The 16006-nt window shown below is 70.2% G+C and carries 14 protein-coding genes and 1 tRNA gene; 7 read left to right on the plus strand and 8 right to left on the minus strand.

The features are described from left to right. Positions 1-145: 145 nt before the first annotated feature. From VME70_01425 to VME70_01435, 3 genes are all read right to left on the minus strand, one after another. Positions 146-219: transfer RNA gene (locus VME70_01425), tRNA-Val, on the minus strand. 54 nt (positions 220-273) lie between these two features. Beyond that, on the minus strand, positions 274-723 hold the full coding sequence (locus VME70_01430; GenBank protein ID HTW18855.1) for a peroxiredoxin: 450 nt from the start codon (positions 721-723) through the stop codon (positions 274-276). 8 nt (positions 724-731) lie between these two features. Next, a complete protein-coding gene (locus tag VME70_01435; GenBank protein HTW18856.1) occupies positions 732-1172 on the minus strand; it encodes a DUF3052 domain-containing protein in 441 nt (146 codons plus the stop codon). Between the two features lie 187 nt (positions 1173-1359). Here VME70_01435 and aceE point away from each other — a divergent pair, with 187 nt between their 5' ends. The 6 genes from aceE to VME70_01465 all read left to right on the plus strand — a co-directional run bounded on the left by aceE (position 1360) and on the right by VME70_01465 (position 9987). Then, the gene (aceE, locus tag VME70_01440; protein HTW18857.1) at positions 1360-4092 is read left to right on the plus strand and encodes a pyruvate dehydrogenase (acetyl-transferring), homodimeric type; all 2733 of its coding nucleotides are present in this window, start codon (positions 1360-1362) and stop codon (positions 4090-4092) included. Between the two features lie 93 nt (positions 4093-4185). Beyond that, the gene (locus VME70_01445; GenBank protein ID HTW18858.1) at positions 4186-5028 is read left to right on the plus strand and encodes a hypothetical protein; all 843 of its coding nucleotides are present in this window, start codon (positions 4186-4188) and stop codon (positions 5026-5028) included. Positions 5029-5097: 69 nt separating this feature from the next. Beyond that, positions 5098-5913 carry a dienelactone hydrolase family protein gene (locus VME70_01450; GenBank protein HTW18859.1) on the plus strand — a complete coding sequence of 272 codons (816 nt, stop codon included), beginning with the start codon at positions 5098-5100 and terminating at the stop codon, positions 5911-5913. Further along, positions 5910-7361, plus strand: a complete 1452-nt coding sequence (locus tag VME70_01455; GenBank protein ID HTW18860.1) for an FGGY family carbohydrate kinase — start codon at positions 5910-5912, stop codon at positions 7359-7361. The genes VME70_01450 and VME70_01455 overlap by 4 nt, the downstream gene beginning before the upstream one ends. Then, complete coding sequence (locus tag VME70_01460) at positions 7358-8746, plus strand: NAD(P)/FAD-dependent oxidoreductase (GenBank protein HTW18861.1); 1389 nt, start codon at positions 7358-7360, stop codon at positions 8744-8746. The genes VME70_01455 and VME70_01460 overlap by 4 nt, the downstream gene beginning before the upstream one ends. Then, positions 8743-9987: an FAD-dependent oxidoreductase gene (locus VME70_01465; GenBank protein HTW18862.1), complete on the plus strand. Its 1245-nt coding sequence runs from the start codon at positions 8743-8745 to the stop codon at positions 9985-9987. Before VME70_01460 ends, VME70_01465 begins: the two co-directional genes overlap by 4 nt. A 76-nt stretch (positions 9988-10063) precedes the next feature. On the opposite strand, the gene VME70_01470 is transcribed toward VME70_01465, so the two are convergent. Further along, entirely contained in the window at positions 10064-10555 is a 492-nt protein-coding gene (locus VME70_01470; protein HTW18863.1) for a DUF3145 domain-containing protein, read from the minus strand. A gap of 252 nt (positions 10556-10807) precedes the next feature. On the opposite strand from VME70_01470, the gene VME70_01475 reads away from it, so the two are divergent. Next, positions 10808-11365 (plus strand): permease-like cell division protein FtsX, encoded by a 558-nt coding sequence (locus tag VME70_01475; protein HTW18864.1) that lies wholly within the window; start codon positions 10808-10810, stop codon positions 11363-11365. Positions 11366-11860: 495 nt separating this feature from the next. Here VME70_01475 and VME70_01480 read toward each other — a convergent pair whose 3' ends face one another. The 4 genes from VME70_01480 to VME70_01495 are packed head-to-tail and all read right to left on the minus strand — an operon-like array spanning position 11861 to position 15859. Beyond that, on the minus strand, positions 11861-12982 hold the full coding sequence (locus VME70_01480) for a 5-methyltetrahydropteroyltriglutamate--homocysteine S-methyltransferase (protein HTW18865.1): 1122 nt from the start codon (positions 12980-12982) through the stop codon (positions 11861-11863). After that, positions 12979-14235: an MFS transporter gene (locus VME70_01485; GenBank protein ID HTW18866.1), complete on the minus strand. Its 1257-nt coding sequence runs from the start codon at positions 14233-14235 to the stop codon at positions 12979-12981. Before VME70_01485 ends, VME70_01480 begins: the two co-directional genes overlap by 4 nt. Further along, positions 14235-15401 (minus strand): 4-hydroxybenzoate 3-monooxygenase, encoded by a 1167-nt coding sequence (locus VME70_01490; GenBank protein ID HTW18867.1) that lies wholly within the window; start codon positions 15399-15401, stop codon positions 14235-14237. The genes VME70_01485 and VME70_01490 overlap by 1 nt, the downstream gene beginning before the upstream one ends. Positions 15402-15445: 44 nt before the next feature. Further along, the gene (locus VME70_01495) at positions 15446-15859 is read right to left on the minus strand and encodes an aldehyde dehydrogenase family protein (GenBank protein ID HTW18868.1); all 414 of its coding nucleotides are present in this window, start codon (positions 15857-15859) and stop codon (positions 15446-15448) included. Positions 15860-16006 lie beyond the last annotated feature (147 nt).

Raw genomic sequence — 16006 nt, forward strand, 5'->3', positions numbered from 1 at the left:
CGAGATCCTGCGCGACCTGCTCATCGACCCACGCAAGAACTACCAACCCCGAGGCATCCCACCCGGCCCAGCACCCAAAAAGCGATAACCCGAACCTGCACAATGCAGGTTCAGGCCATTCCGATGTCCCGAGACATCACAGAAGTGGTCCCAGCAGGACTCGAACCTGCGACCTCCTCGTTGTAAGCGAGGCGCTCTAGCCAACTGAGCTATAGGACCGTCGGGTCAGGATACGAGCCGGATCGCCTCGCATCGGGGAAGGCGTGCTGCCCCCTAAAGCTCAGCGAGCGCTTTCACGTAGTCCGTGATCCGTCGTGCCGTGTCGATCTCGTTGCGCACGCTCCAGCGCACGATGCCCGCACGGTCGATGACGAAGCTCGCCCGCACCGCCGCGCCGAGCACCGGTTCGAGCGCGTCGTACGCCGTGGCTACCGCGCCGTGCGGCCAGAAGTCCGAGCAGAGCGGGAACTCGATGCCCTCCCGGTCGGAGAACTCACGCAGGGCCGGCACCGGATCGCAGGAGACAGCGAGGACATCCGCGCCGAGGCTGTCCCACGTCAGCGCGTTGTCCCGAAGCTCGCGCAGCTCGCCCCCGCAGACCTGCGTGAAGGCGAACGGGTAGAAGACGAGCAGGACATGGCGGGCGCCCCGGCGGTTGGCCAGGGTCTGCTCCCGGCCGTGCTGGTCGCGCAGTGCGAACTCCGGGGCGGCGTCGCCGGCCACCGGCATGGTCAGCGGCCCTTGCCCCGCGCGGCCTTGGGCGCGACCAGCCGCGCACCGTTCCAGTCGCTGCCGGCCGAGATGCTCGAGGTCTGCTGAAGGCCCGCGGTCGGCGCGGCCTCGCTGACGTCACTCGGCTCGACGTGACCGTCGCGACCCGCCTTCGGGGTCAGCAGCCAGATCACCCCGTTGTCGGTGAGTGGCGTGAGCGCATCGACGAGCGCGTCGACCAGGTCGCCGTCGCCGTCGCGCCACCACAGCACGACCACGTCCACGACGTCGTCGTACTCCTCGTCAACCAGCTCGGATCCGGCACAACCGGCGATCGTCTGCCGGAAAGCCTCGTCGCAGTCGTCGTCCCACCCGAGCTCCTGGACGACCGATCCCGTCACGATGCCGAGCTTGTCCGCGACGCCGCGCGGGCCCGCCGCACCGCCGGCGGTGACGCTCACGTGCCTTCTCCTCCTTCGCGGACCGGTCGGCCTCGCTCGACCGCAATTCGGTCGATGAGGCACAGTCCACCCGCTGAACGCGCCAAACGCAAGTGACAAGCCGGTACGTCGCCCGGTTGGGCCGACCGGGCGACCGCTTCGGCGGGCGGTCCGACATCAGGCCGGCCACTCGGCGTACCGTCGCTGCATGGCGAAAGGACGTAACCGCTACTCGGTGATCAGCGACGGGCTACCGAGCCAGATCCCCGACGTCGACCCGGCGGAGACCCAGGAGTGGCTGGACTCCCTCGACGGCGTCATCGACGCGGCCGGACCGCGCCGGGCCCGGTTCCTCATGCTGAAGCTGCTCGAGCGCGCCCGCGAGCGGCAGGTCGGCGTGCCCGCGCTGCGCTCGACCGACTACGTCAACACCATCCCGGCCGAGGCGGAGCCGTGGTTCCCGGGCGACGAGTACGTCGAGCGCCGGATCCGCGCCTACATCCGCTGGAACGCCGCGATCATGGTCAGCCGGGCGAACACCCTGACCAACGTCGGCGGCCACATCGCCACCTACGCCTCCTCCGCCAGCCTCTACGAGGTCGGCTTCAACCACTTCTTCCGCGGCAAGGAGGGCGGCGAGTCCGGCGACCAGGTCTACATCCAGGGCCACGGCTCCCCAGGCATGTACGCCCGCGCATTCCTCGAGGGCCGGCTGACCACCGAGCAGCTCGACGGGTTCCGCCAGGAGATCAGCCGGCACGGCCTTCCGTCGTACCCGCACCCGCGGCTGATGCCGGACTTCTGGGAGTTCCCGACCGTCTCGATGGGGCTGTCTCCGCTGGAGGCGATCTACCAGGCGCGGTTCAACCGATACCTGCACGACCGCCAGATCAAGGACACGTCGCGCTCGCACGTGTGGGCGTTCGCCGGCGACGGCGAGATGGACGAGGTCGAGTCGCTCGGCGCGCTCGGGGTCGCCGCTCGCGAAGAGCTCGACAACCTGACCTTCGTCGTCAACTGCAACCTGCAGCGCCTCGACGGGCCGGTGCGCGGCAACGGCAAGATCATCCAGGAGCTCGAGTCCTACTTCCGCGGCGCCGGCTGGCACGTGATCAAGGTGGTCTGGGGTCGCGAGTGGGACGAGCTGCTCGCGCGCGACGCCGACGGCGTACTCGTCAACGCGATGAACACCACGCCGGACGGTCAGTTCCAGAAGTACTCGGTCAGCGACGGCGCCTTCATCCGCGACGACTTCTTCGGCCGTGACCCACGGCTGCGCAAGATGGTCGAGCACCTGTCCGACGACGAGCTCACCCGGCTCTCCCGCGGCGGTCACGACTACCACAAGGTGTACGCCGCCTTCAAAGCCGCGCGCGAGCACGTCGGCCAGCCGACTGTGATCCTCGCCCACACGATCAAGGGCTGGACGCTCGGCAAGGACTTCGAGGCGCGCAACGCCACGCACCAGATGAAGAAGCTGACCAAGCCGGAGCTCAAGGAGTTCCGCGACCGGCTCTACCTGGAGATCCCGGACTCGGCGCTCGACGGCGACCTGCCGCCGTACTACCACCCGGGCAAGGACAGCGACGAGATCTCCTACATGCTCGAGCGCCGTCGTGCCCTCGGCGGGTTCCTGCCCCAGCGCCTCGACCGCTCCAAGCCGCTCGTGCTCCCCGGCGACAAGGTCTACGACGTGTTCCGGAAGGGGTCCGGCAAGCAAGCGGTCGCAACGACGATGGCGTTCGTCCGCCTGCTGAAGGACCTGATGAAGGACCCGGAGATCGGCAAGCGGTTCGTGCCCGTCATCCCCGACGAGGCGCGGACGTTCGGCATCGACGCGATGTTCCCCACCGCCAAGATCTACTCGACGCACGGCCAGCGCTACGACCCCGTCGACGCCGACATGCTGCTCTCCTACCGCGAGGACACCCGCGGCCAGATCCTGCACGAGGGCATCAGCGAAGCAGGGTCGATGGCGAGTGTCATCGCAGCGGGTTCGTCGTACGCGACGCACAGCGAGCCGATGATCCCGGTCTACGTCTTCTACTCGATGTTCGGCTTCCAGCGCACCGGCGACCTGATGTGGGCGATGGCGGACCAGCTGTGCAGTGGCTTCCTGCTCGGCGCCACTGCCGGGCGTACGACCCTGAACGGCGAGGGCCTGCAGCACGAGGACGGTCACTCGCTGCTGCTCGCGGCCACCAACCCGGCCTGCGTGTCCTACGACCCGGCCTTCGCCTACGAGGTCGCGATCATCGTCAAGGAAGCGCTCAACCGGATGTACGGCGACCGCAGCAAGGGTGACGACCACCGGCACGTCTTCTACTACCTCACCGTCTACAACGAGCCGATGCCGCAGCCGGCCACGCCGGAGATCGACAACCTCGACGAGCAGGTCCTCCGTGGGCTCTATCGCTTCGCCGCCGCGCCCGAGGTCAGGGGCAACGGCGACGCGCCGCGCGCGCAGCTGATCGCCAGCGGCACCGCGCTGCACTGGGTTCTCGACGCGCAGGCCAAGCTCGCGGCCGACTGGGGGGTTGCCGCCGACGTCTGGAGTGCGACGTCGTGGACCGAGCTGCGCCGCGAGGCGCTCGAGTGCGATCTGCAGAACCGGCTGGCCGCCGCGGCGGGTGGCGAGGCCGAGCACCGGACCCCGTGGATCACCCACCAGCTCGAGGACGTGCCGGGCCCGGTGATCGCGGTCAGCGACTGGATGCGCGCCGTGCCCGACCAGATCGCACAATGGGTGCCCGGCGACTGGTCCTCACTCGGCACCGACGGCTTCGGCCGCTCCGACACGCGACCTGCGCTGCGCCGGTACTTCTCCGTCGACGCGGAGTCCGTGGTGCTCGCGACGCTGACGGAGCTGGCCAGGCTCGGCGAGGTCAAACCGGAGGCGCCGGCGGAGGCCATCGCGAAATACGGGCTGAACCAGGACTAAACCGCCCGATATCGCTGCTCGCTCCCCCGGCGTGTTCTCCCGGGCGTGAGCGTGCACGCGACGGAGGATTCTCCTCGAAGCCGAGGAGAGCTCGTGAGCCGTCGCCGTACCACCGAAGTGATCGCGTGCCTCGACGTGCATCCCAACGCCGGGGAGATCCGCGCGATCCTCTCCCGCCTGCCCTGCCTGCCCGACAGCGCCCTGCCGCTGCTGGCGAGCGCATGGCACAACACGACGCTGCTCGCCGAGGGTCGCCGCCGCGCGCTCGAGCCCGACTCGCCGTTGGTCGTCGAGGTGCTCGCCTGCTTCGAGACCGTGCAGTCGCTGTACGCCGAGGAGATCCGCGGCGGCGAGGACTACCTCACCGTGGATCCCGAGGTCACCTCCACCGCGCTCAAGGCGATCCGCGACGCGATCGCCGCCGCCTACGCCCGACCGGTCCTCACCGAGGCCGAGCACGCAGCGCTCATGCTGGCCTGGCGCAGCGTCTACCCGACCGATCTGGTGGCCGACCCGGATCTGGGTGTGCGAGCCGGGGACGTGACCGCGCTGCTCTCCGCGCTCCCGCGGCTCGCGGCGCGATGCCATGACGCCGGCGCGGCCGGCGAGTACGCCTCGATCCTGATGGCGGGCTCGGTGGCCGACGAGGAGATCCGCTGCGCGGCCCGGGACGAGGCGTGGCACGCGGCGATCCTGACGTCGAAGCGCCGGGTCTGGCAGCTGATCCGGCGCAGCGGCACCGAAAGCATCACGCGCTACTGCACGATCTGCCGGCAGCGCCGTCGCGACGAGGACACGACCCGAGTGCTGACCCTCTGCATCGACGCCGCCTGCGGGCTGGTGGTCGCCGGCGCCCTCGAGGAGGACATCGTCGACGTCCTCACCGCTCCGGTCAGCTGTCTGCTCCCGGCCCAGCGCCCGGCGTCCGGCAGCTGATCTCACCGCCACGCACAACACAGGGGCGGCTCGCGTGACGCGGGATCGGCCACGGGGGACGATGCGCTGGTGACGGACGCCCTCGCCGACTTCGAGCGGGAGAGCTTCGAAGCCCTCGGCACGACCCGCGACATCTACCGGATCGGCACCGGCCCGGCCGTCATCGTGATCTCCGAGCTCCCCGGCATCACTCCGCTCGTCGCCGAGTTCGGCCGCAAGGTCGCGGCCCGAGGGTGCACCGCCGTACTCCCGCACTTGTTCGGTACGCCGGGAGCGCCGCCAGCACTGCCGTACAACATGCGGGTCCTCGCCGGCACCTGCATCTCACGGGAGTTCACGATGCTCGCGCACAACCGGGCCAGCCCGGTGACAGTCTGGCTGCGCGCGCTCGCCAAGGCCGAGCACGAGCGGTGCGGCGGACCTGGCGTCGGCGCGGTCGGCATGTGCCTGACCGGCGGGTTCGCGCTCGCCATGATGGTCGACGACACGGTCGTCGCACCGGTGCTGAGCCAGCCGTCCCTGCCGTTCCCGATCGGGAGGCAGCGCAAGGCCGAGCTCGGGATCTCGCCCGCCGACCTGGCCAGGGTCAAGCAGCGCGTCGCCGACGGGACCTGCGTGCTCGGGCTGCGCTTCTCAGGTGACCTCTCGAGCCCCAAGGAGCGTTTCGAGACGCTGCACCGCGAGCTCGGCGCCGGGTTCATCGCGGTGGAGCTCGACTCCTCGGCCGGCAATCCCCATGGGCACCCGAAGGCGGCACACTCGGTGCTCACCGAGCACCTCGACGACCGCGAGGGCACACCGACCCGCGCCGCACTCGACCAGGTTCTCGACTTCTTCACCGAACGGTTGCACCCGCACCGGACGAGCGAGTCCGCTCCGCGATGAGCGGACCGGACTCCGGCGGCGCGATCCTCGCCGTCGACCAGGGCACGTCGTCGACGAAGGCGCTGGTGGTCGCACCGGACGGGTCGGTGCTCGCGGTCGCCCAGGTGGCCGTGCATCCGAAGCCGGTCGGCGATGACGGGGTCGAGCAGGATCCTGCGGAGCTGTACGAGTCGGTCGTTGAAGCCGGGCGACGCGCGCTCGCGAGCTCCGGCGTCGACGTCGTTACGATCGGCTTCGCGAACCAGGGCGAGACGGTCATGGCATGGGACCGCACCACCGGTGACCCGCTCGCGCCCGCGCTGTCGTGGCAGGACCGGCGCTCGGCTGCGATCTGTGCCGACCTGTCGGCGCACGCCGACCGGCTGCTCGAGCTGACCGGGCTGCCGCTGGACCCGTACTTCGCCGGCCCGAAGGTTCGCTGGCTGCGAGAACACGGCATCGCCGATGGCGTGGTCACGACGACGGACACGTGGTTGCTGCACCGCCTGACCGGCGCGTTCGTCACCGACGTGACCACTGCATCGCGGACCGCGTTGCTGGACCTGACGCGACGCGAGTGGTCCGCCGAGGCGTGCGAGCTGTTCGGCGTCGATCCCGATCTGCTCCCCGATGTGGTGGGCTGCACCGCAACGGTCGGGCACACCTACGCCTTCGGTCCGTCGTTGCCCGTGACCGGTCTCGCCGTCGACCAGCAGGCAGCACTGTACGGCGAGGGCTGCCTGCGTCCGGGCGATTCGAAGTGCACGTACGGCACCGGCGCATTCCTGCTCGCGAACGCCGGACCCGGTCGCCCGCGCTCGACCCACGGGCTGTCCGCGTCGGTCGGGTGGGACGACCGCGGTGACATCGTCTACTGCCTCGACGGCCAGCTCTACACCGTGGGCTCGATGGTCGACTGGCTGGTCGGTCGACGGCTGCTCGCCGGGCCGGCGGACCTCGACCCGGTCGCGTCGAGCGTGCCCGATGCCGGCGGCGTGGTCTGCGTACCGGCCCTCGCCGGCCTGGGAGCGCCGTACTGGACGCCGCAGGCGCGCGCGTCGTTCGAGGGGGTGTCGCTCGCGACGACCGATGCGCATCTGGTCCGCGCGGTTGTCGATGGCATCGCCGGACAGGTGGCGCTGCTCGCGCAGGCTGCGGCGGCGGACCTCGGCGAGGCGATCGGCCTGCTCCGCGTCGACGGTGGCCTCACCGCATCGCGGGTGCTCATGCAGACCCAGGCCGACCTGCTGCAGGCGCCGGTGGAGGTCTATCCCTCGCCGCATGCAACCGCGCTCGGTGTGGCCCAGCTCGCCCGACGTGGTCTCGGCGAGCCGGTGGTGCCGGTGACCGTACCCGGCGAGCGCTACGAGCCGCGAATCGGAGCCGATGAAGCGGCGGCCCGCCTCGATCGGCTGGCCGCGTCGATCTCGCGCGCGATCGAGGCCACGCCGTCCGGCGGCGACCGTTGACGGACGGGGCGGGGTACGACGTCGCCGTGATCGGCGCCGGCGTGGTCGGCTGCGCGATCGCCCGGCGACTCGGCCGCACCTCGCGGTCGGTCGCGCTGATCGACGCACGGTTGGACGTCGGCGACGCCACCAGCAAGGCCAACACCGCGATCCTGCACACCGGCTTCGACGCGCCGGTCGGCAGCCTCGAGGCGAGGTTGGTGCGCGACGGCCACCGCCTGCTCGCGGCCTACGCCGGACAGGTCGGGATACCCGTCGAGCGGACGGGCGCGCACGTGGTGGCGTGGACCGACGACCAGCACGCCGCGCTCAACGGGCTGCACGAGAAGGCGTTGGCCAACGGGTACGACGCCGCCGAGCTGATCGATGCTGCTTCCCTGTACGACGCCGAGCCCCATCTCGGCGCGGGAGCGTTGGGAGCACTACGGATCGCTGACGAGTCGGTGATCTGCCCGTGGACGACGACGCTCGCCTACGCGACGGAGGCGGTCGAGTGCGGCGTCGAGCTCAGACTCGACGAGGCGGTCAGCGGCATTTCGACCGATGCCGACGGCCACATGATCGCGACGTCCCGCGGCGTCCTTCGTGCGGCGTGGGTAGTCAACGCCGCGGGTCTGCGCAGCGACGAGATCGACCGGATGTTCGGCGGCTCCGGCTTTACCGTCACGCCGCGCCGGGGACAGCTCGTCGTGTTCGACAAGCTCGCCCGGCGCCTGGTCCGCTCGATCGTCCTGCCGATTCCGACCGGCACCACGAAGGGCGTTCTCGTCAACCCGACGATTTACGGCAACCTCCTGGTCGGGCCGACCGCCGAGGATCTCGACGACAAGTCCGACACCGCCACCACGCACGACGCGCTGCGCGCCTTGGTGGCCGCGGGCGTTGCGATCGTTCCCGGGCTGGCCGGCGAGGAGGTCACGAACAGCTACTCCGGGCTGCGTGCCGCGACCGAGCATCGCGACTACCAGATCCGGATCGCTTCCGAGCAGCGTTACGTGTGCGTCGGCGGCATCCGCTCCACCGGCTTGACCGCATCGCTGGCGATCGCCGAACACGTCGCTGGACTGCTCGACGCGGCCGGAGTCGATGTCGGCGAGCGGGCCGGTCTGCCACCACCGCCGCGGATGCCGAACCTCGGCGAGGCTTCCGAACGGCCGGCGCTGTCACCGAGCCGCGTGGCGGCAGATCCCGAGTACGGCCGGATCGTCTGCTTCTGCGAACGCGTGAGCCGCGGCGAGGTACGCGACGCGCTGCACTCACCGCTACCGCCGCGCGACCGCGGCGGCCTGGCCCGCCGGACCCGGGCGACGAACGGGCGCTGCCAAGGCTTCTACTGCGGTGCCGAGATCGCCGCGCTGCTCGGCGCGGGCCGGGGCGGGCGATGAGCGAAGAGGTGGTCGGCGTCGTCGTGGTCGGCGCGGGACCGGCCGGGCTGGCGGCCGCTCGTGCGCTACGCGCGGGTGGCGTCCCCGATGTCCTCGTCATCGACCGCGAACGCTCCGCCGGCGGCGTGCCTCGGCACTGTCACCACACCGGCTTCGGGCTGCGTGACCTGCACCGGTCGCTGACCGGTCCGCGCTATGCCGCCGAGCTGGTCCGTCGTACGACGGCAACGGGGGCCCGGATCGAGACGGAGACGATGGCAACCGGCTGGGCCGCACCGGGCGCGCTGTCGGTGACCGCGCCGTCAGGGATCCGGACGTTGACCGCGCATGCCGTCGTGCTCGCGACCGGCGCGCGGGAACGACCGCGCGCGGCCCGGTTGGTCGCCGGCGACCGCGGCGACGGCGTGTTCACCACCGGCCAGCTCCAGCAGTGGGTGTACGAGCAGCACCTCCCGGTCGGTCACCGGGCCGTCGTGGTCGGCGGCGAACACGTGTCCTACTCGGCGGTGCTCACGCTGCGGCACGCCGGCGCGCGAACCGTGGCAATGGTCACCGAACACTCCCGCCACCAGACCTATCCGGCCTTCGCGCGCGCAGTGCGAATCGGTCTGCGGGTGCCGCTGGTCACCGGCACGGAAGTCCTTGCGGTCCACGGCCGGCCGCGCGTTGCGGGCGTCGAGCTGCGCAACGTCGCTACGGGCGCGATCTCGACGATCGATGCGGACACCATCGTGTTCACCGGTGACTGGGTCCCCGACCACGAGCTCGCCCGGACGGCAGGCATCGATGTCGACCCGGGTTCCAAGGCACCGGTGGTCGACCTCGCCGGAGCGACTTCTGCGACCGCGGTGTACGCCGCCGGCAACCTGGTGCATCCGGCCGAGACCGCGGACATCGCCGCGCTCCGTGGCGCGGCGGTCGGGACCGCACTCGCCCGCCGCCTCACCGGCGTTGACCCGCCAGCCCGCAAGGCAACCAGCTCGATCGTGGTCGAGCCGCCGTTGCTCTGGGCCGCACCAGGACGGATCTCGTCGAGCCTCGGCACGTTGCCGCCGTACGGACTCGTGCTGCGGACCGCCGAACGGCGCCGACGCGCGACGGTCGTCGTCGAGCAGGGCAGCCGCGAGCTCGCGCGATTCCGCGTCCGGGTCGTGGTGCCGAATCGCTCGCTGCGCGTGCCGCTCGACTGGGCAGCACAGGCCAAGCTGGGCGGTGGCCCGGTCAGCGTTCGACTGACGTAGCCGCCGCGTCACGACGAGTCGACCGCATAGAACGGGGCGCAGAAGTCCGGACGTCCGTCGCCGTTCCGGCGGGCGGTCAGACGGCCGAGCTCAGCCAGCGCACGGGCGTGCCGTCGCCCGCGCAGCGATAGGGCTCGAGCTCCTCGTCCCATGCCTTGCCGAGCAACCGCTGGATCGCGTGCACGAGCGAGGGCGAGTCGGCCGCCTCGGCGAGCACCGCGCGCAGCCGGTCCTCCTGGACGAGCACGTCGCCGTTCGCGCTCATCGCGGTCCGGTAGATGCCGAGATCCGGGGTCATCGCGTAGCGCTCGCCGTCGCATCCCTCGCTCGGCTCCTCGGTGACCTCGGCCCGGACGAGCGGCCAACCCCGAAGGGCCGCGGCGATCCGGCCCGCCGTACCGCTCGGTCCGCGCCAGCCTGACTGCGCGCGCTGGCAGCCGGGCTGGATCGGCTGGTCGTGCCAGTCGAGCCGAACCGGTACGCCGAGGACGCCGGCGATCGCCCACTCCACGTGGGGCCGCACCGCAGGCGGGCAGGAATGCACGAACAGCACACCTCGAGCGCTCACCGTGACCTCCGTCGTGTCGGGAATCGCCTTCCCCAGCGGCCCGAGACGACGCACGCGGCAGCCCGCATGTGTGCTCCCACCAGTGTGCCTCATCCGTCACAGGAGTACCAGCATCGCGCTGAGATCACGCTCGGATAGGTTCGATGTCGTGCGCTACCTCGCCCTGCTGGTCCTTGGGGTCGTCTTCCTGACCGGGCTGGTCTGGTGGGTGGTCTTCATCGGCAACACCCTGTTGCACCTGATCCGCCGGCGGTGAACCCTCGCCGGCTTCGTCTGGCCGGTGCGCTGGCCGGCCTCGCGCTGGTCGCGGCCTGCGGGTCGAGCGGGCCGGTCGACAGCCCGCCGACCGCGGCGCCGGGCGTCGGCGGCGCCGGTTCCGCGCCCGACATCCAGAAGTTCCTGCAACTGCCGGTCGCCACGCCGAGCGTGTGCCCGAGCAACGAGAACGGGACCACGATCGGCCGCGCCTCACCCTGGGTCGGCCACGTCGACCTCTCGATCTTCCTCTCGACACCGGTCAGCGCGGCGCAGACCTCGCGGGTCCGCCAGGTGCTCGCCAAGAGCATGCTCGTGCACCGCTTGTACTTCGAGTCCCAGTCGGAGGCGTACGCCGAGTTCCAGCGGCTCTACACCTGTTGGGCATCCGTCTCACGTTCGCAGACGCCGCCGTCGTACCGCGTCCTGCTGCTGCCCAGCATCACGCTGCAGCAACGCAACGGCCTGGTGCAGCAGCTGGTCAACCTGGCCGGTGTCGACTCGGTCAGCTGCGACCCGAACGTCCCCTGCACCCAGATCCACCGCACCACCTAACGCCCCGATGTGTGACGGGCTACGTACAGCCCGCTGTACCCACCCCGTCACAATCCAGCGGGCAGCCGCTGAGGGCAGCGTGCACAGCGCGTGAATCGGCCGGCCCATCCTTGTTGGCGAAGTACCAGCGCCTGTTGGATCGCGACCTCACAGGGGCGCTCGACGATGTCCGCCCAGCCGTATCGCAGCTGACGAAGGCCACGCATTTCACTGCTGTTGTCGCGACGCATGTCGCGCCAGATCTCGTGAGCCCGATCGTGGCCGAGTCGACCGTCGACCTCGACATGCAGACGAAACTCGCCTCGCACTCAGCCAGCCCGACGGCGCCAGCACTCGCGGCACCCAAACCGGGACGTCGGCCGGGATAGGTCACGGATACGAGCCTCGGGTACGGACCTGAGCGGCGCAACCACGCAAGACGATCTGTGGACGCGGTCGCAATCGATTCGTGACGGACTGGATACAACCGGCTGTACGTAGCCGGTCACAAACCCGTTAGGACCAGACCTCGGAGGCGGTTTCGACGATCAGGCGGAGCTTCGCCACCTGCTCGTCGTAGCTCAACGAGTTGCCTTCGACGGTCGAGGAGAAGCCGCACTGCGGCGAGAGGCAGAGCTGCTCGAGCGGAACGTACGTCGAGGCCTCGTCGATCCGCCGCTTCAGGTCGTCCTTGGATTCGAGCGCTCCCCGTTTCGTGGTCACGAGACCGAGGACGACGTGCTTTTCTTCGGGGACGAAGCGCAGCGGCTCGAACCCGCCCGATCGGGCGTCGTCGTACTCCAGGAAGAACCCGTCCACGTCGAGTCCGCCGAACAGTGCCTCCGCGACGAAGTCGTAACCGCCTTCGGCCGCCCATGAGGACTGGAAGTTGCCGCGGCACATGTGAGTCGTGATGCGCATGCCTTCCGGCTTCGCGGCGATGACCCGGTTGAGATTGCGGATGTACAGCTCGTGCTGGTGCTCGCGGTCGCCGCCGAGCGAAGCGATCAGCTCGCGCTGTCGAGGGTCGTTGAGATAGGCAAGGCTCGTGTCGTCGAGCTGCAGGTACTGGCAGCCCAGCTCGCCGAGGCGGCGAACCTCTTCGGCGTACGCCGCGGTGAGGTCGTCCCAGAATGTGTCGAGATCCGGATAGACGGACTCGTCGATCGCTGCCCGGCCGCCGCGGTAGTGCACCATGCTCGGCGACGGGATGGTGAGCTTCGGTGTCACGCCCTCGCCGGCCTGCTCGCGCAGGAAGCGGAAGTGGTCGGCGAAGATGGTGTCGTTCAGCCGGACCCGATCCGCGATTCGCAACGCGGCCGGAGCGAAGTCGATCGTGCCGTTGTCGTTGAAGAACTGCACGCGCATCTTCTCGTTGGCCTGCGTGACGCCGCCGAGTGAGTAGATGAAGTCCATGTGCCACGCGGTACGACGGAACTCGCCATCGGTCGCCGACTGCAGGCCGACGTCGCGCTGCATTGCGACGACATCGCGGATCGCGTCGTCCTCGATTGCGCGCAGCTCGTCCGCGTCGATCTCTCCGGCGGCCTCGCTCGCCCGGGCCTTCATCAACCGCTCTGGTCGCAACAGGCTGCCCACGTGATCGGCTCTGAACGGTGGCTCGCTGCGTCGGGTCATGGTCCCTGCCTTTCGTCGTCGACGCCGACGGTGATGCCCGCCCCTGCCGTCACATAGCCGGTCGAACCGGCCGCCAGACCCGACACGAGCTGCGGAATCGTGAGGACCAGTAGGAAGACCAGCGGGGCACCCCACCCACCGGTCCACGAGTGCAGGGCGCCAACGAACAGCGGGCCAAGGCCGGCGATGAGGTAGCCGACCGACTGCGCCATCGATGACAACTGCGCGGTGGACCCGTGGCTTCGGGTCCGCATGACGATGAGCAGCAAGCCGACGGCGAACGCCGCGCCCTGGCCGATCCCGAGCAGCACGACCCACAGCACCGCGGGTTTCGTCGGCGCCAGCCACAAGCCGAGAAAGCCGATCGCGGTGAAGCCGGTGGCGAACGCGACCGAGACGCGCTGGTCGCGGGCCCGTTCCGCGTACGTCGGCAGCACCAGCGCGATCGGTAGCTGCACGAACGCGGTCAGCGACAGCAGGCCTCCGGCAGAAGCCGCCGAGTAGCCGTGGTCCTGGTAGAGCGACGGCAACCAGTTGAGTACGGCGTAGAAGCTCAGCGACTGCATCCCGAAGAACGCGGTCACGGCCCAGGCCATCGGGTCGCGCCAGAGCCCGGGAGCCGGCCGCTCCGGCTCGGCCACGAGCGGCCGGTCGGCGCGAGCGTGCGGCAACCAGAGCAGGAAGGCGATCGCGGCGGCCGCGACCCAGATCCCGAGTCCACCCCGCCAGCCGTGCCCGATCGCGTCGGCGATCGGCACCGTCAGGCCCGCCCCGATCGCGGCGGAGCCAACGACAGCGGTCGTGTACAGCCCCATCATGGTGCCGGTCGCCTCGGGAAAGTCCCGCTTGACGAGCACCGGCAGCAGCACGTTGGCGGTCGCGATGCCGGCCGCCGCGATCACCGTCCCGATGAACAGCGTCGCGATGTCGGGGCCGATGCGGATGACCAGGCCTACGGTCACCGTCGCGACGACGGCCAGCACCGCGCGATGCAAGCCCAGCCGGCGCGCAATCCGGGGGGCGACGAGTGCGAGCAGGCCGAAGCAGAACACCGGCGCCGCCGTGAGCGCCGACGCGCCTGCCGACGACAGCCCGAGCGAGTGCTGAACCTGGTCGAGGATCGGTCCTACGCTCGCGACGGCAAGTCGCTGGTTCAGTGCGACGACCACGACCGCGATGGCGAAGCCGATCGGCACGGCCCGCCCGGCCATGCCCGCCCGGCCTCGGTCCGGGCCGTTCTCAACAGTCGTCATCACGAGATCGGCATCCCGACATAGTTCTCGGCGATGCTGCGGCGGGCCGCCTCCGACCCGACGACGTAACGCAGGCGAGCGAGCTGCCGCCGGTCCTCGAACGGGTCCGGGTTGGTGTGCATCATCGCCGTCATCTCGTTCGAGAAGTCCTGGGCCCGCCACACCCGACGAAGGACGACGTCGGAGTAGTCGTCGAGTCCGGTGGCGTTCCCGTCACGCAGGAAGTCGACGATCCGTGGAGCGAGGATCGCGACGTCGGCGATGGCCAGGTTCAGGCCCTTGGCTCCGGTCGGCGGCACGATGTGCCCGGCATCGCCGGCCAGCAGTAGCCGGCCGTGGCGCATCGGCTCGGCGACGACGCTGCGCATCGGTGTGACGCCCCTTTCGAGAATCGGGCCCTCGTGCAGCGTCCAACCGTCGACCCCGAGCCGAGCCTGCAGCTCGGCCCAGATCTCGTCGTCCGTCCACGCCGCAACGTCCTCGTCCGGGGCACATTGCAGATACAGCCGGCTCACGGTCGGCGAACGCAGGCTGTGCAACGCAAAACCCCGCTCGTGGCGCGCGTAGATCAACTCGTCGCACGACGGCGCGACGGCAGCAAGAATCCCAAGCCAGGCGAACGGATACTCGCGCTCGAACACCCGGCACCGTGGCGCAACCAGCGGCCGCGAGACCCCGTGAAAGCCGTCCGCGCCGACGACCAGGTCGCACTCCAGCGTCTCGGTCGAGCCGTCCGGCGCGCGCACCCTCACCGTGGGCAGATCTGCGTCGATGCCGTCGATCGCGACGCACTCGGTGTCGAACCGCAACGGCAGAGCGGAACCGACTCTGGCCGCGACCAGATCCTTGACCACCTCCTGCTGGCCGTAGATGACGATGGTGCGACCACCGGTGAGGTCGGACAGCGCGATCCGGTGACGATCGCCGTCGACCTGCAGCAGCACGCCGTGATGCACCAGGCCTTCGAGACGAGCACGTTCGCCGACCCCTGCTTCATCGAGCAGGTCGACGGTCGACTGCTCGAGCACGCCGGCCCGCACCCGGTGCTCGACGTACTCCTGACTTCGGGACTCGACGATGACGGTGTCGATGCCTTCGAGCTCGAGCAGCCGGCCGAGCGTGAGCCCCGCCGGACCCGCACCGATGATCCCGACCTGGGTGCGCATGCTTCGAACCTAGACGGGCTGCGCGCGTGGAGATCGGACGGCCGCTAGAACGGGTGCGGCGGCACCTCGCTGCGCACCGTGACCCACTGGGTCTCGGTGAAGGCCTCGATGTTGGCGTCCGCGCCGCCGAAACGCGAGCCGGTGCCGGACGCTCCCACGCCGCCGAACGGGATCTGTGCCTCGTCGCACCAACGGATCTCCTCGCGGTTCGCTTCGACCAGCTCGCCCGCGCGACGCAAGATTGCCGCCCGCTCCTGGAACGGCGTCGCCGCCCAGCCCGGCTGCGCCTTCGCCGCAATCGCGGCGGCCTGCTCGACGTCGGCCGCACTTGCCAGGCCGATGCTGCCGAGGGTCGAGCCAGTGGCCGGCTCGACGACGTCCCGTGACCCGCCGAGCGCCTCATGCCATCCGTCGGAGGAGATCTGGCCGGTCCAGGCGGCCGAGTCCAACCACGCCATGTTGCGCCATCTAGAGAACCAACGTTCGCGAAGCGAACGGTTACTCTGATGCCGCAAACCCTACCGTGGCGCCGGGCGGCGTCAGCGCGGCTTCGGGGCCCGGCCCCCCGCGTTGACGACCCGAGTAGGTTCACGATAGGTACGGCG

It is taken from the genome of Mycobacteriales bacterium (genome assembly GCA_035504215.1).
GTDB lineage: Bacteria > Actinomycetota > Actinomycetes > JAFAQI01 > JAFAQI01 > DATAUK01.

Bases quoted from the DNA above. Each gene is read 5' to 3' on its own strand.
- aceE (HTW18857.1), top strand. From the start codon at position 1,360: ATGGCGAAAGGACGTAACCGCTACTCGGTGATCAGCGACGGGCTACCG.
- VME70_01455 (HTW18860.1), top strand. From the start codon at position 5,910: ATGAGCGGACCGGACTCCGGCGGCGCGATCCTCGCCGTCGACCAGGGC.
- VME70_01465 (HTW18862.1), top strand. From the start codon at position 8,743: ATGAGCGAAGAGGTGGTCGGCGTCGTCGTGGTCGGCGCGGGACCGGCC.
- VME70_01480 (HTW18865.1), bottom strand. From the start codon at position 12,982: ATGACCCGACGCAGCGAGCCACCGTTCAGAGCCGATCACGTGGGCAGC.
- VME70_01485 (HTW18866.1), bottom strand. From the start codon at position 14,235: ATGACGACTGTTGAGAACGGCCCGGACCGAGGCCGGGCGGGCATGGCC.
- VME70_01490 (HTW18867.1), bottom strand. From the start codon at position 15,401: ATGCGCACCCAGGTCGGGATCATCGGTGCGGGTCCGGCGGGGCTCACG.
- VME70_01495 (HTW18868.1), bottom strand. From the start codon at position 15,859: ATGGCGTGGTTGGACTCGGCCGCCTGGACCGGCCAGATCTCCTCCGAC.